Annotated in this window: 18 protein-coding genes and 1 tRNA gene; all 19 read right to left on the reverse strand. The window is 43.6% G+C overall.

Features of this window, described 5'->3' with window-relative positions; genetic code table 11:
• Position 1 precedes the first annotated feature (1 nt).
• Complete coding sequence (hisB, locus tag AC4HAN_RS01750; protein ID WP_491090809.1) at positions 2-586, reverse strand: imidazoleglycerol-phosphate dehydratase HisB; 585 nt, start codon at positions 584-586, stop codon at positions 2-4.
• Positions 583-1,230 carry a phosphoserine phosphatase SerB gene (serB, locus tag AC4HAN_RS01755; RefSeq protein ID WP_491090811.1) on the reverse strand — a complete coding sequence of 216 codons (648 nt, stop codon included), beginning with the start codon at positions 1,228-1,230 and terminating at the stop codon, positions 583-585. The genes hisB and serB overlap by 4 nt, the downstream gene beginning before the upstream one ends.
• Positions 1,217-2,500, reverse strand: a complete 1,284-nt coding sequence (gene hisD, locus AC4HAN_RS01760) for a histidinol dehydrogenase (protein ID WP_491090813.1) — start codon at positions 2,498-2,500, stop codon at positions 1,217-1,219. Before hisD ends, serB begins: the two co-directional genes overlap by 14 nt.
• Entirely contained in the window at positions 2,497-3,144 is a 648-nt protein-coding gene (gene hisG / locus AC4HAN_RS01765; RefSeq protein ID WP_491090815.1) for an ATP phosphoribosyltransferase, read from the reverse strand. The genes hisD and hisG overlap by 4 nt, the downstream gene beginning before the upstream one ends.
• 8 nt (positions 3,145-3,152) lie before the next feature.
• The gene (locus AC4HAN_RS01770) at positions 3,153-4,115 is read right to left on the reverse strand and encodes an ATP phosphoribosyltransferase regulatory subunit (protein WP_491090816.1); all 963 of its coding nucleotides are present in this window, start codon (positions 4,113-4,115) and stop codon (positions 3,153-3,155) included.
• A complete protein-coding gene (gene hisC, locus AC4HAN_RS01775; protein WP_491090818.1) occupies positions 4,112-5,161 on the reverse strand; it encodes a histidinol-phosphate transaminase in 1,050 nt (349 codons plus the stop codon). Before hisC ends, AC4HAN_RS01770 begins: the two co-directional genes overlap by 4 nt.
• Before the next feature lie 1,551 nt (positions 5,162-6,712).
• The gene (ezrA, locus tag AC4HAN_RS01780) at positions 6,713-8,437 is read right to left on the reverse strand and encodes a septation ring formation regulator EzrA (protein WP_491090819.1); all 1,725 of its coding nucleotides are present in this window, start codon (positions 8,435-8,437) and stop codon (positions 6,713-6,715) included.
• A gap of 93 nt (positions 8,438-8,530) precedes the next feature.
• Entirely contained in the window at positions 8,531-10,483 is a 1,953-nt protein-coding gene (gene gyrB, locus AC4HAN_RS01785; protein WP_491090820.1) for a DNA topoisomerase (ATP-hydrolyzing) subunit B, read from the reverse strand.
• A gap of 11 nt (positions 10,484-10,494) precedes the next feature.
• On the reverse strand, positions 10,495-11,055 hold the full coding sequence (locus AC4HAN_RS01790; protein ID WP_491091116.1) for an HAD-IA family hydrolase: 561 nt from the start codon (positions 11,053-11,055) through the stop codon (positions 10,495-10,497).
• Positions 11,056-11,200: 145 nt separating this feature from the next.
• A complete protein-coding gene (locus tag AC4HAN_RS01795) occupies positions 11,201-12,448 on the reverse strand; it encodes an FtsW/RodA/SpoVE family cell cycle protein (RefSeq protein WP_491090822.1) in 1,248 nt (415 codons plus the stop codon).
• A 376-nt stretch (positions 12,449-12,824) separates the two neighbouring features.
• Positions 12,825-12,896 (reverse strand) — tRNA-Arg (locus AC4HAN_RS01800).
• A 190-nt stretch (positions 12,897-13,086) separates the two neighbouring features.
• On the reverse strand, positions 13,087-13,431 hold the full coding sequence (gene rplS / locus AC4HAN_RS01805; RefSeq protein ID WP_027976371.1) for a 50S ribosomal protein L19: 345 nt from the start codon (positions 13,429-13,431) through the stop codon (positions 13,087-13,089).
• Between the two features lie 159 nt (positions 13,432-13,590).
• Entirely contained in the window at positions 13,591-14,832 is a 1,242-nt protein-coding gene (locus AC4HAN_RS01810) for a voltage-gated chloride channel family protein (protein WP_491090823.1), read from the reverse strand.
• Between the two features lie 44 nt (positions 14,833-14,876).
• Complete coding sequence (locus AC4HAN_RS01815; protein WP_491090824.1) at positions 14,877-16,094, reverse strand: voltage-gated chloride channel family protein; 1,218 nt, start codon at positions 16,092-16,094, stop codon at positions 14,877-14,879.
• Positions 16,078-16,368: a chorismate mutase gene (locus AC4HAN_RS01820; protein WP_491091117.1), complete on the reverse strand. Its 291-nt coding sequence runs from the start codon at positions 16,366-16,368 to the stop codon at positions 16,078-16,080. Before AC4HAN_RS01820 ends, AC4HAN_RS01815 begins: the two co-directional genes overlap by 17 nt.
• Positions 16,369-16,412: 44 nt before the next feature.
• Complete coding sequence (locus tag AC4HAN_RS01825) at positions 16,413-17,090, reverse strand: TVP38/TMEM64 family protein (protein ID WP_491090826.1); 678 nt, start codon at positions 17,088-17,090, stop codon at positions 16,413-16,415.
• 80 nt (positions 17,091-17,170) lie between these two features.
• Entirely contained in the window at positions 17,171-18,553 is a 1,383-nt protein-coding gene (sufB, locus tag AC4HAN_RS01830) for a Fe-S cluster assembly protein SufB (protein WP_491090827.1), read from the reverse strand.
• Positions 18,554-18,746: 193 nt separating this feature from the next.
• A complete protein-coding gene (locus tag AC4HAN_RS01835; RefSeq protein WP_027976377.1) occupies positions 18,747-19,190 on the reverse strand; it encodes a flavodoxin in 444 nt (147 codons plus the stop codon).
• Positions 19,191-19,224: 34 nt separating this feature from the next.
• Positions 19,225-20,271: an adenosine deaminase gene (add, locus tag AC4HAN_RS01840; protein WP_491090828.1), complete on the reverse strand. Its 1,047-nt coding sequence runs from the start codon at positions 20,269-20,271 to the stop codon at positions 19,225-19,227.
• Positions 20,272-20,308: the final 37 nt, after the last annotated feature.

Consider the following 20,308-nt stretch of genomic DNA (forward strand, 5'->3'; position numbering starts at 1 on the left):
ATCACAGAATTCCTTTGGTTGAGTTGACACCCTTAATTTCAGGATTGAGCGTAATGGCCTCACGCAGCGCCCGTCCCGTCGCCTTAAAAAGACTTTCTGACTTGTGGTGGTTATTCTTCCCGTGCAGGATTTTCAAATGTAAGTTCATTTGTACATTAAAGGCCAAGGCTTGGAAAAATTCCTCCACCAATTCAGTATCAAAATTCCCCAGTTTGGGATTGTCAAACGTGCAGTCAAAAACTAAGTAGCTGCGCCCCGACAAGTCAAGACTGGCCATTCCAAGCGTTTCATCCATAGGCACAAAGCTGGTCCCATAACGATTGATACCAGCCTTATCGCCAAGAGCCTCTTTCAAGGCTTGTCCAAGGACAATACCAACATCTTCCACCGTGTGATGGCTGTCTACATGGAGATCCCCATCTGCTTTAACCACCAGCGACATACGGCTGTGGCGGGCAAAAAGCGTCAGCATGTGGTCAAAAAAGCCCACACCGGTGTCAATCTCAACCGGATCCTGAGCATCTAAGTTCAGACTGAGCTTGATTTTCGTTTCAAAGGTATTGCGTTCGATGCTTGCTTGTCTCATTTTTTCACCTCGTCTAATATCTCAATCACCTTGTACAAATCAGCTTCATTGATTTGGTAAGGTGCCTGCTGGCGCACAATGGGTTTAGCACAAAAAGCGATACCAATACCCGCTGCCTGTATCATGGGGAGGTCATTGGCGCCATCCCCCATGGCAACAGTCTCTGCCAGCGCCAGCCCATTTTCCGCAGCCCAATCACGGAGTTTTTGCACTTTAATCTCTTTAGTAACTACCTCACCGTAAGTTTGACCTGTCAGAACACCGTCTGCTACCTCCAAATGGTTCGCCATGACATAGTCAACGCCTGCTTCCTCGGCTAAGCGGTCAACCGTTTCATGAAAACCTCCTGATACCAAACCAACCTTATAACCGCGCGCATGAAGTTCAGCTACCAGCTCCTTGGCACCTTTATTAAAGTGAATGCGCTGATAGACCTTATCAAAAATGGATACGGGCAGGCCTTTGAGGGTTGCCACCCGCTCAGCAAGCGCCTGCTTGAAGTCAAGTTCTCCCCGCATGGCACGCTCAGTGATTTCCGCAACTTGGGCACCGACACCTGCTTCTTCCCCCAGCAAGTCAATGACTTCTTCCTGAACAAGGGTAGAATCCACATCCATGACCAAAAGACCTCTAGTTTTTGCCATTTCTCACCTCAATCGCTTTTGCGTGTGCCTGCAGACCTTCTGCATAGGCCAAAGTTGTAATATCCTTTTCTGCGCTGTTGACCGCTTCCTTACTGTATTGGGTGTATTGGATGCGTTTGACAAAGTCATGCACTCCCAGAGCTGATGAAAAGCGGCTGGTCGCTGTGGTCGGCAAAATATGATTAGCACCGGCATAATAATCACCAATCGGTTCGCTCGTATAGTGCCCTAAAAAGACAGAGCCGGCATTTTGGACCTTGTCTAAATAGTCATAAGCATTTCCCATAGCAATTTCTAGGTGTTCCGGCGCCACCTTGTTCATAAGGTCAAACATATCATCCGCATTTTCTGCAATAATGATGCGGCCGTTATTTTCAATAGACGGACGGGCAATGGCCTCGCGCGGCAGCTCCTTTAACTGCTGTTCAATTTCTGCTTCAACCGCATCCGCCAGTTCTTCAGAATCCGTCACCAAAATCGCGCGTGCACGGACATCATGTTCGGCCTGTGACAGCAAATCCGCAGCAACATAGACGGGATTGGCTGTGCCATCCGCAATCACACCGATTTCTGACGGGCCAGCAATCATATCAATGCCGACAATACCGTAAACCTGCTTCTTAGCTGTTGCCACAAAGATATTGCCGGGACCTGTGATCTTATCAACTTTTGGAATGGTTTGAGTGCCATAAGCCAGAGCAGCGACCCCTTGAGCACCGCCGACTTGGTAAATCTTATCAACCCCAGCCAATTTAGCTGTTACCAGAATGGCCGGCACAAAGTGCTCCTGCGGCGGTGTGATCATAATGATTTCTTTGACCCCTGCAATCTTAGCCGGGATGACATTCATGAGAACAGAAGACGGATAAGCTGCTGTTCCTCCCGGAACATAAACGCCCACCCGTTCAATCGGGCGAATAAGCTGGCCGCGAAGCACACCTTTACTCGGCTGGTCTTCAAAGCCCGTTTCCAGCTGCTGACGGTGATACGATTCAATGTTAATTTTGGCATTTTCAAGAGCTGTCAGAACATCCTTGTCAACCTCAGCAAAAGCCTGATTAATTAAATCTTGCCCAACTTCAAAATCTGTCACATCAACCTTATCAAACTGGTGTGAATACTCACGCAGCGCGTCATCGCCGAGGTTTTTCACCTGGTCAATAATGGTGCGGACGGTTTCTTCTACATTGATATTCTCCCGGCTCAGCTCCAGCTGCTCCTGATAGAGAATCTTTGATATTTCTTCATTAGTTCCTGTCAGACGTTTCATTTAAAAGCCACCTCCCGGTCTCCAACCAACTCTTCAATTTTTTTAATAAAAGGCAGCAGCTCAGGCTTATTTTTTAAACTGGCCTTATTGACAATCATCCGTGCCGAAATGCGGCAAATATCTTCAAATACCTCTAAGCCGTTGGCCTTTAGGGTATTGCCGGTCTCCACAATATCAACAATGGCATCGGCCAAGCCGATAACAGGAGCAATCTCAACACTGCCCTGAACGGAAATAATCTCCACATCTTCTCCCTTTTGGTTGAAGAAGTTTTTAGCGAGAGTTGGGTATTTTGTGGCAATGCGCTTGCGCTTATGGTCAGTCGGATTATAATCTTTGGTCGATGCTACAGAAAATTTACAGAGGCCGAAATTCAAATCCAGCATTTCCAAATAGCCTGTCGGGTGCTCAATCAGAACGTCCTTGCCAACCACACCGATATCAGCCACCCCGTGGCGGACATAGGTCGTCACATCCGGTGCCTTGACTAACAAAAAGCGAAACCGTCTGTCAGGACTTTCAAAAATCAAATTGCGGCCCTTATCGGCCATAAAAGACATATCAAATCCTGCTTTTTCCAGCAGTTCCACTGTGCCTTTTTCGATCCGCCCTTTGGTCAGGGCAATGGTTAGTTGCTTAGTCATAATGCCTCCTAAAAACGAATCTGATCATGAATGGCCTGATAAACACTGTCAATATCAAGCGCCCAGCCAAAAGCCGTCAGTTCCTTGGCACCAAAGCGCTCAAACAGCTTGTCATAGCGGCCGCCGGAAACAAAAGCATCCGGAATTTTATCGCCAAATACCTTAAACATGATTCCCGTATAATAAGGCATGGTGGCAATTTGTGCCAAATCCAAAGTGATCTCTGAAAGCAGATCATCTAGGCCCGCAAGTACATTTTCCAAATCAGCCAGAGCCTGTAAAATACCCGAATTCTGGCTCAGACGGCGGGCTTTCTCCAATACCTGAGTGCTTTCTCCAAACAAGAACGGCAATTCTCTGATAAGACTGTCAAATTCACTGGGATAGCGAAAGGTAAATTCATTGAGCCCTGTAATATTTTTACCCTGGATGAGCACAGCCAGCTCCTCTTTTGCATGAGCCGGAATCTGCAGAGACGCAAAGATAGTCTGCAAAATATGGGCATGGGAAAATTCAAATTTGTAGTCTTTCAGACCGCTGACCTTCAGTGCATTGTTTGCGGACAGCAGGGCATCTTTGAGAGCATGGTCAGCTTCATAGCCGACGATTTCAATTCCTGCCTGAGTATGCTCGTTCAGCAAGCCGCGCAGCTCTTCATTGTCCTTAAACACCTTGCCGGAATAAGAAAATTTAATGGGCGTTTCCACCTGGGTTGAAGCAATGACCCGCCCAATCTGACTGGTAATATCAGGACGCAGACTTAAAAGATTGCCTTTCTTATCAAACAGATGGTAGTGCTCGGGCAGCACCTCATCTGCAAAGACTTCAAAATGCTCCAAAGTCGGTGTTTCAATCCGATTGAATCCTTCTTTTATCAAAAGATCGCTGATATTGCGTTCAATCTCATACATGGCACGCGCTCTTTTAAAGAGCTTGTCATGCATACCAACCGGTAAACTTGTTTTTTTCATGTCAACTCCTTAATAGTTCTGATGACTTCTTCCATTTCCTCCCGCCTGCCGATGGAAATCCGCAGGTAATCTTTGATTCTCTTAACTTTCGGAAAATAGCGCACGTAAATGTTTCGGGACTGCAGCCCCTCAAATAAATCCTTGGCAGCAATACCTGCCGGTTTTGTCAGCACAAAATTCGTCTTGCTGGGCAGAACTTCAAAATCTAAGGCTTGCAGCTGCTGGGAAAACCAATCCCGTGTCTGCTCAATCTTTTGTGCATTGTTCTGATAATAGTCCCAGTCCTCAACAGCTGCTGTTGCTAAGGCTTCTGCCAGCAAGTCCACCGAATAAGGATTGATGGAATGTTTGACCGCAGTCATCACCGCAATCAGCTCAGGACTCGCAATCGCATAGCCCACACGCAGGCCGGCCAAGGCTGCATCTTTGGAAAAAGTCCGCGTGATCACAAGATTGTCGTAGCGATTAAGCAAAGGAACAGCCGACTGACCGCCAAAATTAATATAGGCTTCATCCACCACAACCACCGTCTCCGGATTAGCTTTGAGAATAGTCTCGATTTCTGCCAAGGGCTTGTAAATGCCTGTCGGTGCATTGGGGTTTGCAAGAATAATGCCGCCATTTTCAGCCGTCAGATAATCCTCTGTTTTAACCGTAAAATCATCCGCCAAAGTAATTTCTCTGTAAGGGGTTTTATAAAGATCTGCCCAGACCTTGTAAAAACCATAGGTTAGATCGGGGAAAAGAACAGGCTCCGGATTGTTAAAAAAGGCCAAAAAGGCGATGGATAACACATCATCCGAACCGTTAGCAATCAATAATTGCTCAGGTTTTACGCCTAAATTCTCGGCCAAAACAAGACGCAAGTCAGCCTGATCCAGCGTTGAATATCGGCGCAAGTCATCAGCTTTAAACCCTGACAAAGCCTTGCAAACTCTGGGACTGGCACCATAGGCATTTTCATTGGTATTTAACTTAATGATATCTTTTTCAGCAGGCTGAGTGCCTGCCACATAAGGTTCAATTTTCCGCAATCCTCTAATCATCTCATCACCTCAGATAACGATTTAAAAAGCGCCCCTGCAAAAATTGCAAGGACGCTTGAAACGTGGTTCCACCTTTACTTCAGCAGCCTGTCGCCAGACTGCCCTCAGGGAGTTAAAACTCCAATTCGTAACGTGAATAACCCGTCAGGCACTACTTTCATATGATTTGGCACCTGCGCTCAAGAATGTGTCGTCTAACTGTCTTGTATGTTCTCAGCTGCCATACTCTCTGTTGTTGCCGGATAGATATATCAGCTTGTCTGTGCCTGTAACCCACCCGGTGACTTAGACTTTTTCTCTCATCGCTTTTGTGTTTTTCTCTATTCTACAAGAAAATTCTGAATATTGCAAGCCCTAAATTGTTATCGGACGTCTAAATAAAGCCTTGGTATGCTTCCTACTAAAAACTTTATTCTTTCTGAAATTTGAGCAATACTGTCTCGAATATTTAAAAAGCAACGGTATCAAAACCGTTACTTTTTTGTTTGAGCTGGGTCACTAGTGTTCCAGTTCTTGGTCATTAATTCATCTATCTACTGTTTTTCAGATGAAAATTGAGCACCCAGAAATCTCCAACCAACTGAATTTGAAGCCTCTGCGATTGCTGCAAGCTGACAAACTTGGCACAATCGCTAGTTTTCTATCTATTTTTCATAAAATCGACAATGCCTTTGAAAATTTTTGTAAAATCTTTCCAGCAAAATACAGTGACTAAGATAGATTCAGCTATAAAAAGTCCAAAAATAATAATCTTTACCGTTGTATTTTCTGAAAAAACTGAGACTAGCAGGATAATTGGCAGGCTAAATAAATATCCATAACTCAGATAAAGTGATCTTTTTGAAGGTATCATAATGACTTGCCTTTCCATAGATGATAGATAAACGACTTATTAAAATGGTAAGTTATATCCGGCAATGCCTCCAGTAATAGCACCACCGATACCGCCAACTGCGGCTGAGGCTCTTTTAATCACAGATAAATAGTAATTGGTGGTGCAGAGAAATTCAAATCATTAGCGATTAAGATAATTATTTTTCAAATAACTATAAATAATTACCAGTGCATTAATCACAAGTAGGGCATAGATGAACAGTCTCATTTTATTATTTGGAAATATAACCAACAAAAGTAACAGTATTGGTATAGCTCCCATGATAATATTAATAAATTTAGGAAAGTGCATTGTAATACCTTCTTTAAATCCATAGTCCCCATGTATCACCAGCCGCACCAGCAATACCAAGCAGCGAACCCTTGCCTTCTGATTACCAGAAAGAGCCATTCTGTCCGCTTGCCTTAAAGCTGTCAAACATTCTTGACTAAACGATATTTAGCTTAGCAAATTCCCTTTCACTTGGCAATATCATTAAGCTTGTTTTAATCAAATCTCAAAGTTATTGTTGCAAGAAACATAATTTTCTGTGCTTTTTAATTTTTGTTAGTAATAAAAAATCGACGCTATTGACTTCCTTATCACTATTTTGGCACTTTATTCTAAAAATAAAAAACAACACCAATTAGCCTTGCTAACCAGTGTTGTCAGTATTATTAAAAGCGAATGGTTTCGCGTGTCTTTTCATATGAAGAAACAAAGCGGTCTGTAACACCGGGTTCTACGGTTTCCAAAGCATAGGAAATTTCATCAAAAGAGCCTTGGTAGTCGTAATCTTCTTCAAAGAGCTTAAGAGCGATATCAAAGCTTTCCTGAACACTTGGCTCAAAACTGCGGTAACGGTTTGAGTACTGCAGGAGCTGCTCAGTCAGGGTTGCATTTTGAACCACACGATAAGCCGTTTCCTCCAAATTAGCTACAGCTGCCGTTGCTGCTTCTGTCAGGCGGTTCACTGTTTCAATATGGATTCGGGCACGGTTGAGCTCATCCATCAAAGCCTCCAGCTGAGCGCTGGTTGTGAAGAAAACGCTCAGAAATTCTTGAGGGATTCCCGGCAGATTGCGTTTTTCCATGAAGCGTTTGATAGCGTGCAGCTGATTGATGTAGCCGTCCAATTTTTGACGCGAGGTCTTTTCGATATTTTCAATATCTTTCAGACTGTTGAAAACATCCAGCTGACCTTCTTCAACGAGATCCAGTTTTTTGATGGCACGGTCAAATTTATCCTCTAACAGCGAGAATGGTTTTTCCTGCACATCAAAATTCTCAATAATCGGCAGGACATCTTTTTCAATGGCTGTCAAATCTTCATTGAAATCACGGACATTGATTTCTTCTTTTTCGTTCAAGACATAACGATGCGTCAAGCGTTCAATCTCTGCTTCCAGCTGTTCGTTGTTTTTCTTGGCATGCTCCAAGTAAGCCGGAATGATTTTCTTGCTTTTAACAATCTTTTTATGAGCTCTGATTTCACGCTCAAAGATATCGTAGAGAGCATCAATTTTTTCTTGGATGGATTCATTTTCTGACTCAGCCTTATCAAGATCTAAAGAAACCAGCTCACTGGAATTACTGCCGATTGCTTCGCGGATTTCTTGGAAACGTTCTTCGATATTTTTCTCAGGGAAGTGATAATTTTCTTCTAAGAGACGGCGGTAGCCAGACTCCAAATCATCCAGCTGATCCGGAAAATCATCCTCTAATTTAGCAACAATGGCCGGGATCTTTTCAGTCATTTGTCCCAGTGCAATGGTATGCTCTTCAGCACGGTCGAGAATCTCCGAAGCTTCTACAGGATCGCCTGATGAATTCAGGGTAACAAACTGTGAAAACTCAGCTTCAATATTTTTCAGCTGTTTTTCAATTTCGGGCATGGTCGTCCCAAAATTGCTGTCTCCTTCTTCTACTGAAGCCTGCAGTTTTTCATACATTTCCAGCGCATGCAGAACACGGGCACTGTTCTTTTCTTCCTGCTCTTTTAAGACAGCAAGGGCTTCTCTGATTGACTTGATATCTTCTTCTGCAAGGTTCAGCTGACTTTCAATACTGTTGATTTGATTGTGAGCACGGATAAAATTGAAGGTATCATTGAGATTTTCTGCTTCAAAGATATGATTTTCAATATCGCTGAATGAGTTGAGGGATAAATCAACCCATTTTTGATTCCACTCACGAAAAGTCGTCTGACTCTGACCGATTAAATGCAGTTTCTTAACTTCTTCAATCTCATCATTGACAGGCAAATCAAAAAGATTTTGTTTGCGTTCTTCTAATTTTGTGATTAACGAATCATTTCGTTTTCTGATAATAACAGCAATCAGGTAGGCTGTAATAACTACCAGCACTATTGCCACTATCAGCAATACAATTCCGCTAGACATCTTAATCTCCTTAAATTGTCTTATTATTGTCAAAATAGGCTATAACGTTACGATTATAACATACTTCCAGCTGCTTTTCAAAAAAATCTTCGATTAAATGTCAAGCGTACTATAAACCGCATTTTCTTCAATAAATTCACGACGGGGTTCGACGCGATCCCCCATAAGCATATCAAATATCTTATCAGCTTCAGCAGCATCATCTACAGAAACACGGGCCATCAGGCGATTGTCAGGATTCATGGTTGTTTCCCACAGCTGATGATCATCCATTTCTCCCAGACCTTTATAACGCTGAACAGTCGGCTTAGAGCGGCCCTGACTGTATTTTTCCAAGGCTTCCTGCAGTTTTTCTTCCTGATCATTGCCCGGCTGAATGTACTCTTTGATGTCACTGCCGACCTTGACGCCGTAAATAGGCGGCTGAGCAATATAAACGTAGCCGGCCTCAAGAACAGGACGCATGAAGCGATAGATAAGGGTCAAGAGGAGGGTTCTGATATGGGCACCGTCAACATCAGCATCGGTCATGATTACCAATTTTTGATAGCGTGCCTTGGAAACATCAAATTCTGCTCCAAAGCCTGTTCCCATAGCTGTAAAGAGACTTCTGATCTCGTCATTGGCTAAAATCTTATCCATGGTCGCTTTTTCGACATTGAGGATTTTACCGCGAATGGGCAAAATTGCCTGAAATTCCCGATTGCGTCCGGACTTGGCAGAACCGCCGGCGGAATCTCCTTCCACGATGAAGAGCTCATTTTGCATAGGATCGTTTGAAGAGCAGTCTGCCAGTTTTCCCGGCAGGTTGGAGATTTCTAAGCCCGACTTCTTGCGAGTCACTTCACGCGCCCGTTTAGCTGCAATTCGTGCCTTAGAAGCCAGTATGCCTTTTTCAACAATCTTTTTGGCAATCTGAGGATTTTCCAATAAGAAACGGCTGAGCGCATCGCTGAAGAGGCGGTTAGTGATCTTAACCACTTCTGAATTGCCAAGCTTAGTCTTAGTTTGTCCTTCAAACTGAGGATTGGGATGTTTGACTGAGATGATGGCTGTCAGACCCTCGCGAACATCTTCACCGGTCAGATTGTCCTCATTTTCTTTGAGAATCTTATTTTTCTTAGCGTAGTCATTGATGACCCGAGTAAGAGCTGTCCGAAAACCTTGTTCATGCGTTCCGCCTTCATGGGTATGAATGTTATTGGCAAAACTCATGATATTTTCATGAAAGCCGGTCGTGTACTGCATGGCTACTTCAACAGCAATGCCATCCAGTTCACCGTCCGTATAGATAGGCTTATCAAAGATGACTTCCTTATTTTCATTGATAAATTCCACATAGCTGACAATACCGCCCTCGTAGTGAAACTCTTCAGCTTTTTCCTGACCGGGACGCTTATCCGTAATAGAAATTCTCAATCCCTTATTCAAAAAAGCAAGTTCTTGGATACGTTTAGCCAGTTTGTCAAAATCGAATTCTGTCGTTTCGGTAAAAATTTCAGGATCAGGTGTAAAATGAACGACAGTTCCTGTAATATCAGTATCTCCGATAACCTTTAAATCGTCAGCAACAGCACCGCGATGGTATTCTTGGAAATGAATCTTGCCGTTTTTATGAACACGGACATCTAATTGCGTTGACAGAGCATTAACGACCGATGAACCAACGCCGTGGAGGCCGCCCGATACCTTGTAACCGCCGCCGCCAAATTTACCGCCGGCGTGAAGAACCGTAAAAACAGTTTCAACTGCCGGACGTCCGGTTTTTTCCTGAATATCAACCGGAATCCCGCGGCCGTCATCAATAACCGTAATTGAATTGTCCTCTTCGATGAAAACCTGAATATGGCTGGCAAAGCCTGCCAAAGCTTCATCAATAGAGTTATCAACAATTTCCCAGACAAGATGGTGGAGGCCTTCTTTAGAAGTCGAGCCGATATACATACCCGGACGCATACGCACCGCTTCCAGACCTTCCAGAACCTGAATCTGACTGGCATCATATTCTTGAGCTAATTGATCTAAACTTTTATTTTCTTCTGTCATTATCCTAACCTTTATTTTATGATTTCTATCAGAGATTTAGAGCCATCTGCTAATACCGTGTCAAAACCTGCTGCCTGACCAGCTTCCATATCAATCTTGCGGTCACCGATAACCAGTGCCTTTTTGATAGCATATTTTTTCTTGAGATAAAGCATACTGGCAGGGTCCGGCTTTCTGGCAAAGCCATTGCTGCTGGTGACAACCTCCGTAAAAAGAGGCGCAATTTTCGTTTTTTCCAAAATGTCCAAAACCTGATTATCTCGGTGGGACACTAAAAAATTGCGTCCTCCGCTTGCTGCAACCTTCTCAAGAACGTCTTTAGCCCCCTCAAAAAGAATGGGATGCTCTAAAAATTCAGACTCCTTTTTCTTGTAGGCCTTTAAAAAACCGGTCTGATTCGGCACAAAATAAGCAAGCGCAGCATCTGTTGACTCCCGCAGCTTGTCGTAAACTTCCTGATGGGAGGCCCTAACACCAAAATCCGCCAGTGTAGCAACAAAGGCTCTGGTTGACAGGCCGTAATTATCAAGCAATGTTCCGCCTAAATCCCAGATATAATCCTGATAATTCATATCTTTCATTGTAACATATTTTTAAGTTTTTTGACAGTTAGAGCCACAAGAAAAAGACCCACTGTCTAAAGAATGAGTCTTTATTATCTTGATTAGTCAGAGAAGCTGCAAACACTCTCTAAAGCTTTAACACCAGCTTTCCGCTTCAAGCCTTAGAAGCTGTTTTAGCTCCTAATTTTGTCTTGGAATGTTCAAAGTGTTTTTCCATTGCTCTTTCTTGATTGAGACTGTTTTGATAAGACATGGAAAGAACCAGACCGACACCGATCAGATTTGAAATCAGCGAACTTCCCCCCTGAGAAATAAAGGGAAGCGGAATCCCGGTCAGCGGTAAAATGCCAACGGCTGCTCCGATATTTTCAAAAATATGAAAGAGAATCATCATGATAAAGCCTGTTGAAATATAGGTATAAAACAGATTATTAGACGCAAAGGTCACGCGCAGCATGCGGTAAATCAAAATCAGATACAAAGCCAAAACAATACTGCCGCCGATAAAGCCAAAATTCTCAGCAATGACAGTAAAAATCATGTCACTTTCACGTACTGGAACAGGCAAATCAATGACATTAACTCCCTTACCTAAGAGCCCGCCGCTGCCAATCGAAATCATCCCTTGCGTCTGCTGATAAGCGATGCTGCCGGCATAATCAAAGGGATTTAACCAGGCTGAAAGACGGTTGATCTGATAGGTGTCCATGCCCATATGATGATAAAGAAATTCTTTGCCGCCCGGCACCAAAAAGACCACCATGAAAAGTGCAGCTATAAGAGCCGCTGCTCCTACAACCGGCAAAATAATCTGCCAGGAAATACCGGCAATCAAAACCAGACCGGCTAAAATGGCCATAAAGACCATGGCCGTTCCCAGATCTTTCTGCAAAGCCAGCAAAATCATGATGGGCAGGGTCAGCAGGGCAAACCACAGCAAAAGCTTGCCGTCTTCTCGCAAATCCTTTTCCCCATCCTTATACTTCTGCTTAAAGCTGACGGTTAAGCGCGCCAGAATTAAAATATACGAAATTTTCATAAATTCAGAAGGCTGAAACAGAGTCACCGATCCGATCGAAACCCAGTTTTTAGCACCGGTTGAAGCCACAAGCTCCGGACTGTAGAAAACCAAAGGCAAAATCATCAAGACCAGACCAAAACCATATAAATACGGCGTGATTTTCCAAAGGAATTCCGTGCTGAAAAGCATGACAATAAAGCTGATAGCACCTCCCATAACCAGCCAGATCATCTGCTGTCCCATAACAAGAAGAATCTTATTGGGATAGTCATGAATCGTTGCCGTATAGACTGAATACAGCCCAATAAGCACTAAAAAGAAGACTGGTAAAATAAGGGAATAATCCACTCGGCTGTCAATAGGTTTTTTTTTCGCTGCCATGCTTGCTCCTAAGAATTTTATAGAAAATATTATATCATTTTTATGACCTCATAGTGTCTTAAAAGCTAAAATCCTGTAACAAAAAATAAGGCTAAATTTTAAGAACAGCAAGCTGCAGTCAACAGTTACACCAATCTACAAAGCAGCCAAAAGGTCTGTCAGTTCTGATTGTTTTAAATTTCCCCTTCTAAAAAATCTTTTACAGCTTTGAGAGCTAAGGAAGTTCCTGCCTGCGGCAATTAAACTTATATTTCTGCACAAGATCAAAAAAAGCATTTTGGTCGGCAGCCATCAAGAAACTTGACTGCGTCAAAATGCTTTTTTATTTCGATAATCCAGAAAGCCTATTCCCAATGTCTTTTTCAATCAATAAAAATATCCCCTGCCGGAATCGAACCAGCAACTGCTTCTTAGGAGGAAGATGTTATATCCATTTAACTAAGGGGACCGATTAACTCCTTCTATTGTACCTTAGAGCAAAAAGGAATGCAACTGTTATTTGCCGAAAGAAACCGCCTCAGTAACCCTCGACTGACAGCCGCTGCTTTAATAACAGCTGGCTTTGATGGATTTCTAACACAGCTTTCTGCGACTGACTGAATTTTAAAAAGGCCTCCTTACGGAAGACCTTTTTAAGTTTATTGACGTTCTTTGATACGTGCAGCTTTACCTTGCAATGCGCGCAGGTAGTAAAGTTTAGCACGACGCACTTTACCGTAACGAACAACTTCGATTTTTTCAACACGCGGTGTGTGAATAGGGAAAGTACGTTCAACTCCGACACCGCTTGAAATCTTACGAACAGTATACATTTCTGAAATGCCTTGACCTTTGCGGGAAATAACTACGCCTTCAAAAATCTGGATACGTTCGCGGTTTCCTTCGACAACCTTGGCGTGAACACGGACAGTGTCACCGGGACGAAAACTCGGGATATCAGTGCGAAGCTGACCTTCAGTCAAACTTTGGATTAATGGATTCATTTTTTTCTTCTCCTTATCTTACTAATCATAAGAGCTCGGTCCCAGCGGATTAGCCGTTTTTGTGCGTCCATTACACACAAAGATTATTGTAACAGAATCTGCCGCAGCTGTAAAGTGAAATATCATAAAAGTGCACAATCTGTTTTTTGAAAGATCAGATTATTCCTCACTGCCTGCTGTATTGTCTCTAATCTTCTGGAGGGTATAGATGGAATGCCTGCGATTGACAACATAGGCAAAAGTGGCTGCAATAAAGTAGGCCGGTAAATTCTCATAGCCAAATACCTCTCCCCCGATAAAAATCGGTGCCAAATAAGTGTTTGTAGCACTGCCAAAAACACTGATATACCCCAAGGCCGCAGCCAGCTCAGCCGGCAAGTGAAAGAATCCGGCCAAAAAAACTCCCAAAGAAGATCCGATGGCAAATAAAGGCGTCACTTCACCGCCTTGAAAGCCGGCAGACAGAGTCAGGACAGTCAAAATCAATTTTAAGAGCCAATCATAGGCATAAATCTCCTGCCCGGAAAAACTCTCAGCAATCAAATTGGTTCCCAGCCCTGAATAGCGTCCCTGATGAAGGCTGAGAAAGAGAATGCTCAAGACTAATCCGGTCACTAAAATTCTCAGGTAGGGATTGGGAAACAGCTGTGCCTGAAGCTGTTTGAACCTTGCTAAAAGATAGGCAAAAAGATTCCCCGCTAAACCAAAGAAAAGACCGAGAACAAGCAATTCTGTAAAGACTTTTGGGCTCAGCGGAAGCGTCTCAGAAATGACATGAGAAAATTTTTCCAGTCCCAGACTGTGTGAAGTCAGACTGGCCGTAAAAGAAGCAAGCGTCATTGGAACTAAAGCACCAAGGCCGAGATTCCCGATAACCAGAACTTCCAGAGCAAATAAAATTGCAGCCATGGGCGTTTGAAATAAACCTGCAAAGCCAGCTGCCATGCCAGTAAGGAGAAAAATGCGCGATTTATTGGGGAAGTGAAAAAAGCGGCTGAACCAATGAGAAACGGCTCCTCCCAGCTGTACTGCAACACCTTCACGGCCGGCACTGCCGCCAAAAAGGTGCGTCAGCCAAGTTGTCACAATAGCCATCGGCACCAAACGTTTGGGAATCGTTTTTTCTTCATCAAAACCGACTTCAAACAACAGCCCCATACCCTTACTGCTTTTGCCGCCAACAGTGCGGTAAGCATAGACAATCACTAAACCAATAAGTCCCAAAAAAGGCAGTAAGTACCAAGGATACGCTGTTTTCACCGCAGTCAAGTACAGCAGCACACGACCGAAAACAGCATCAATTATTCCTGCAATACCGCCGATAAGAATTCCCATTAGCGCCAGCAAAAGCAAGGTAGAGTATGGAAGTTCCTTAGCTTCTTGAATTTTCTTTTCAGCCATGCAATCTCCTTTTTAAAATGATAGTAAATTTCATGCGGGCTATTTTAAATCTTAGGGTTTGTCTTTTGAGCACCGTAAACGCTGATGCGTTTTTTAACAATGCTGGCAAAACTAACCACAATAAAAAAATAAGGGATATTGTCAAATCCGAAAATTTCACCGCCGATAAAAATAGGGGCTAAAAAAGTTCCTGTTCCGCTGCCAAAAACACTGGCATAGCCAAGCGCTGCAACAAGAGCTGCCGGCAAATGGAATAAAGGTGCAAGCACCGCACCAAGGGTTGCTCCAATCGTAAACATTGGCATTACCTCACCGCCCTGATAGCCTGCAGACAGAGTTAAAACCGTCAAAATCAGCTTAAAAAGCCAATCGAAAGGATAAACACCGCCGTTCTTTGAAAAGCTGGCAGCAATCAAATCCGTACTCAAGCCAGAATAACGTCCCGCACCCAATACGAGCAATAGCACGCTGAGCAGGAGTCCCACAATCGCTATGCGCTGGTAAGGCCTTCTAAAACGCAAAATCAAAGCCAGCTTGGTTCTTCTTAACAAGTAGGCAAACAGCGTTCCTGTTAAGCCAAATACAATACCTAAGAGGGCAAACTGCACAAACAGAAAAGGGTTAAGCTCTATGTTTGCCTTTATCAAATGGGTAAATTTTTTCAGTCCCAATAAATGCGAGGTGTAGCTGGCAGTATAAGCTGCCAGACAAGTCGGCAAAAGCGCAGTTAATTCCAGCCGGCCAATCACAAGCACCTCAAGCGCAAAAAGAATTGCTGCTATAGGGGTTTGAAAGAGTCCTGCAAAACCGGCTGCAATTCCGATAATCAGAAAACTTCTTGAGGATTCTTTAAATGAAAAAACAGGGGAAAAAGCATGAGATAAGGCTGCCCCTATCTGGACAGCCACGCCTTCACGGCCGGCACTGCCGCCAAAAAGATGGGTCAGCCAGGTTGAAAAAATGGCTAAAGGCACCAGTCTTTTAGGAATAGCCGCCTCCTTTTCGTCAGCGACATCAAAAACCAAGCCCATTCCTTTAATACTTTTGCCGCCAAAATGGTCATAAAGAAAAACGATTAAAAGGCCGGATAAGGGCAAAAAAGGAATGAGAGCCCAAAAATGACGGTCTCTAAAAACAGTTAGGGTATTCAAGACAGCGCCAAAAATCATATCAACAACGCCGACCAGCAAACCTACAAGAATAGCTGCCGCTGATACCAGCAGCAGGCGCTTGTTTTTCTCCCAATCAAGAAAGGCTCTCATCTGAATCCTCTCCCAACGTTTTAATCTGATAATCCCTTGAATGTTTGAGAATATCGGCAAAGGTCGCTAAAACAGCCGGACGGTAAACGTCATCAGTCACTAATTGCGCTATTCTTTGCAGCAGGAGCTTCTCACGCTCAGGATCCAGCACAGCCTTGCCGGTTGCTTTTTTATAGGCAGCAACTTGACTGACTAAAGCCATGCGCTTTTCTAAGCACGAAACCAATTCCCTGTCAACAGCATCAATCTGCTCTCTAATATCTTGTAAATCCATCATCTACTCCTTTGCTTCATTATAGCAAAAAAAAGGCCCTGCTTCTAGCCTTTCTTTTGTTCAAAACCTTTGTAAGCAATCAAGCAAACAAGGACAGCAATACCAATGAAAAGGAACTGTTTCACATTGCCCAGCATAAGGGCATGGCCGCCAAAAGCATAGAGAACACCGGACGGAGTCACTCCCAGTGTGACACAAAGCAGCCAGCGCTGCCAGGGCACCTTTGTATCAAGAACCGTATAATCCACCAAAAAAGATGGCAGAAAAGGAATCATATAGCCTAAGGTCAAAGCCAGGTAAGGATTTTTAAGCTGTGCCAGTTTAGCCAGCCGCTCATTGAACCTGCTGTCTTTTTCTGTCAGCTCCACATGAGCCATGACCCGAATCAGAACAAAATGTCCCAGCACATTGCCGCTGATATTCATCAACATTCCCAGCCAAGCACCAAAAACCAGACCGTTAAAAACAGACAGGACAGAACTGGATAAAAAGGGGACGGCAGAGGTCAGGCTGGTTAAAAGTGTTAAAACAACAAAATTCACTATATTTTCAGAACGCAGCTGCTGTTCAAAATCTTTAATGGTTCTTTGAGGATTAAAAAGCAACAGCCACCGATCCCAATATTGATAAAGAATAAAAGCAAGATAGGCAGCCATTATTATCAGACCCAGCCAAAGAAAGAAGCGGCTGATTTGCCTGTATTTGACAGAAAATTTTTTCATAGTTTATTTTTTCTAACAAGACAAATGGAAGAAAGACTGATAAGGCAATCCTTCTTCCATTTCCAGGCTTGCTGCACGCATCAGCCGACAGACCCTTCCATGCTCATGTTGATTAAAGCATTGAGTTCTACTGCGTATTCCATGGGCAGCTCTTTTGTGATCGGATCCATGAATCCGTTGATAATCATGGCAGTAGCTTCTTCTTCGCTGATTCCCCGGCTCATAATATAATAGAGCTGTTCTTCAGAGACCTTGGAAACTTTAGCTTCATGCTCCAGTGAAACATCTGAATTATGGATTTCATTAAAAGGAATGGTATCTGAGCTGGACTCACCGTCCATCAAAATTGTATCACATTCAATATGCGACTTAGAGCCGGCACTGTTCTTGCCAAATTTAACAGTTCCGCGATAGTCTGTTTTACCGCCGTCTTTGGCAACTGATTTTGAGATAAGTGTGCTGGAAGTCTTAGGAGCATTGTGATAAACCTTGCAGCCAGCATCCAAATGCTGGCCGTAATTAGCAAAAGACATAGACAAAACAGAGGTTCTGGCATGCGGACCAGTTAAAATCGAACAAGGGTATTTCATGTTGACCTTGCTGCCCAAGTTGCCGTCAATCCATTCCAGAGTGCCGTTTTCTTCAACCGTACCTCTTTCCGTGACCAGATTGTAAACATTGTCAGACCAATTTTGAATAGTCGTGTAGCGAAATGACGCATCGCGCTTAACAATAATTTCCACAGTAGCTGCATGCAGACTGTTGCTGGAATAATTAGGTGCCGTACAGCCTTCAATATACTGAATGGATGCACCTTCTTCAACGATTATGAGAGAACGCTCAAACTGCCCTGCGTTCTCACCGTTAATCCGAAAATAGGTTTGTACAGGAATCTGGCACTGAACTCCTTTAGGGACATAGATGAACGTTCCGCCGGACCAGACAGCTCCGTTTAAAGCTGCAAATTTGTGCTCAGCAGGCGATACCACTGTCGCAAAATATTTTTTAACAAGGTCAGGATATTTCTGCAGGGCAGTATCCGTATCCGTGAAAATAATCCCTTGCTTTTCAAATTCTTCTTTCATATTGTGGTAAACCACTTCAGACTCATACTGAGCCACTGCCCCGGATAGGAACTGGCGTTCAGCATCAGGAATTCCCAGGCGCTCAAAGGTCTTTTTAATGTCATCAGGAACATCTTCCCAGCTTCTGGACGGCTTACCGCTTAACTTTTGATAATAGATTACATCTTCAAAATTAATTCCTGACAAATCCGGCCCCCAGCTAGGCATTGGCAGTTTATGGAAGAGCTTTAAACAGCGCAGCCGGTAGTCCAGCATCCACTCAGGCTCATTTTTAATCTCGGAAATATCTCTGACAATTTCCTCAGTTAAGCCTTTGCCGGTCGAATAAAGAGGCTTTATATCATCGTGAAAACCAAAGGCATAATCTCTATTTTTCAATTTCCTTCACCTCACTGTAAAATTTAAAAATCAATGAAAGCGCTCGCTTTCATTTTTCATTATACTCCTTTTTCTATGAAAATTCAGGCATGCGGCTTTCAAATTCTGCACCGCAATCATAAAAAAAGGCAGCAAGCCGCTTCAAGAATCAACAGTTCATTCCTAAACCGGCTCATTGCCTCAATTATCTTATTTAGCTGACCTTACTGGAAATTTCTTCTGCAAAGCGCTCCAGATTGTCGATGTCTTCATCTTCTGCTGCCAGATCAACCTTGACAGAGTCAGCTCCCTTTGTCGCACCTGTTCCTTCAAAGGCCAGTTCAAAATCATCGACTGACTTGCAAAAATCATCGTAAAAAGTATCACCAGAACCTACAACACCGTAAATCTTGCCTGAAAGGTCAAGGTCCTGCAAATCTTCGTAGAAATCGACAATCTCATCAGGAAGATCTCCGTCACCATACGTATAGCTGGCTACAATGGCAATGTCCGCATCCTGAAACTCATCAGCGTCCACTGTCGTACACTCATCCACATCCACGGTGTGTCCTAATTCTTCTAACTTCTGAGCGACAATATCCGCAATTTCCTCTGTATTTCCCGTCATACTAGCAAAAACAATCTTAGCGAAAGCCATAATTCCCTCCAAAATAATACTGTTGTTTATTATATCACAGTTTCGGAACTTTTAAAATACTTTCGCTGAGATAGGGAGCATAGGACCTTTTTAGTTTTTCCAGAAGTTCTGCCTTTTCGGAAAAAGAAGCAAAGGAAGCTTGCAGCGCATTTTGATTGAAGCGGTAAAAATCTGTCAGGCTGGTACCGAAATAATCTGCAAACAGCTGGTATTCCCTTGTCAGATTTGTCTGTGAGACCGTCCGGTTGTCCGTATTAATGGTGATTTTAGCGCCGGCATGATAGAGTTCATGATAGGGAAAATCTGCCAGTTTTTTGGCAGCCTTGGTTTGTAAATTGCTGGTCAGACAGAGTTCTGCAGTTGTTCCCTTTTTGACAAATTCCTCTAGGATATGGGGATGATGATGGATCGCCGTTACATGTCCCAGCCGCCTAATGTCCAAGGCAAGAGCCTGAGCAATATAGCTCGGACAGCCGCATTCACCGGCATGAAAAGTCATAGGATGCTCCATCTTTTGCGTATGACGAATAAGCTCTGCTAGGTCTTCCGGCGGAAAATCATATTCGTTGCCGGCAAAATCAAAACCGCCATAATCCAGACCCTCTGCGCTGTCAATCTGCTCAAAAATATCTTTTGTCAGCTGCTGAGATGACTGCCTCATCCCGCAGATTAAGGCCTTGGCAACAATACCGAAGTCTGACTGAGCCTGTTTCAGGCCCTCTTCCACTGCTTCTACTGTCTGGACAGCCGTTAAGCCCTTATCCATAGATAATTCAGGTGCAAAACGAACTTCGATATAAATCACATGTTCTTTTGCCGCTTGTCTGGCTACGTCATAGGCTGCCAGACGAAGGGCCTCTTTAGTCTGCAGCAACGGGCGAATAAAGTCAAAGGTTTTTAAATAATCAAGCAGGTTCTCTGAATTCTCAGGAGCCGTTACTAAGTTTTTCAGTTCGCTGTCCGACTCCGGCAGCCTTATGTCGGCCATTTCAGCTAATGTTCGAACAGCCTCAAGTGACAGGGAACCATCCAAATGACAGTGCAGCTCTGCTTTTGCTAGTTGGTGCAAGTGATTTTTCATCGTATAACTCCCATTTTACGTATTGCTATCTATCATA

The organism is Streptococcus sp. ELY_86, from assembly GCF_058314495.1.

What these genes read in the sequence shown, in the direction of transcription:
- hisB (WP_491090809.1), bottom strand. Translation starts at nt 586, where the DNA reads ATGAGACAAGCAAGCATCGAACGCAATACCTTTGAAACGAAAATCAAG.
- serB (WP_491090811.1), bottom strand. Translation starts at nt 1,230, where the DNA reads ATGGCAAAAACTAGAGGTCTTTTGGTCATGGATGTGGATTCTACCCTT.
- hisD (WP_491090813.1), bottom strand. Translation starts at nt 2,500, where the DNA reads ATGAAACGTCTGACAGGAACTAATGAAGAAATATCAAAGATTCTCTAT.
- hisG (WP_491090815.1), bottom strand. Translation starts at nt 3,144, where the DNA reads ATGACTAAGCAACTAACCATTGCCCTGACCAAAGGGCGGATCGAAAAA.
- AC4HAN_RS01770 (WP_491090816.1), bottom strand. Translation starts at nt 4,115, where the DNA reads ATGAAAAAAACAAGTTTACCGGTTGGTATGCATGACAAGCTCTTTAAA.
- hisC (WP_491090818.1), bottom strand. Translation starts at nt 5,161, where the DNA reads ATGATTAGAGGATTGCGGAAAATTGAACCTTATGTGGCAGGCACTCAG.
- ezrA (WP_491090819.1), bottom strand. Translation starts at nt 8,437, where the DNA reads ATGTCTAGCGGAATTGTATTGCTGATAGTGGCAATAGTGCTGGTAGTT.
- gyrB (WP_491090820.1), bottom strand. Translation starts at nt 10,483, where the DNA reads ATGACAGAAGAAAATAAAAGTTTAGATCAATTAGCTCAAGAATATGAT.
- AC4HAN_RS01790 (WP_491091116.1), bottom strand. Translation starts at nt 11,055, where the DNA reads ATGAATTATCAGGATTATATCTGGGATTTAGGCGGAACATTGCTTGAT.
- AC4HAN_RS01795 (WP_491090822.1), bottom strand. Translation starts at nt 12,448, where the DNA reads ATGGCAGCGAAAAAAAAACCTATTGACAGCCGAGTGGATTATTCCCTT.
- rplS (WP_027976371.1), bottom strand. Translation starts at nt 13,431, where the DNA reads ATGAATCCATTAATCCAAAGTTTGACTGAAGGTCAGCTTCGCACTGAT.
- AC4HAN_RS01810 (WP_491090823.1), bottom strand. Translation starts at nt 14,832, where the DNA reads ATGGCTGAAAAGAAAATTCAAGAAGCTAAGGAACTTCCATACTCTACC.
- AC4HAN_RS01815 (WP_491090824.1), bottom strand. Translation starts at nt 16,094, where the DNA reads ATGAGAGCCTTTCTTGATTGGGAGAAAAACAAGCGCCTGCTGCTGGTA.
- AC4HAN_RS01820 (WP_491091117.1), bottom strand. Translation starts at nt 16,368, where the DNA reads ATGGATTTACAAGATATTAGAGAGCAGATTGATGCTGTTGACAGGGAA.
- AC4HAN_RS01825 (WP_491090826.1), bottom strand. Translation starts at nt 17,090, where the DNA reads ATGAAAAAATTTTCTGTCAAATACAGGCAAATCAGCCGCTTCTTTCTT.
- AC4HAN_RS01835 (WP_027976377.1), bottom strand. Translation starts at nt 19,190, where the DNA reads ATGGCTTTCGCTAAGATTGTTTTTGCTAGTATGACGGGAAATACAGAG.
- add (WP_491090828.1), bottom strand. Translation starts at nt 20,271, where the DNA reads ATGAAAAATCACTTGCACCAACTAGCAAAAGCAGAGCTGCACTGTCAT.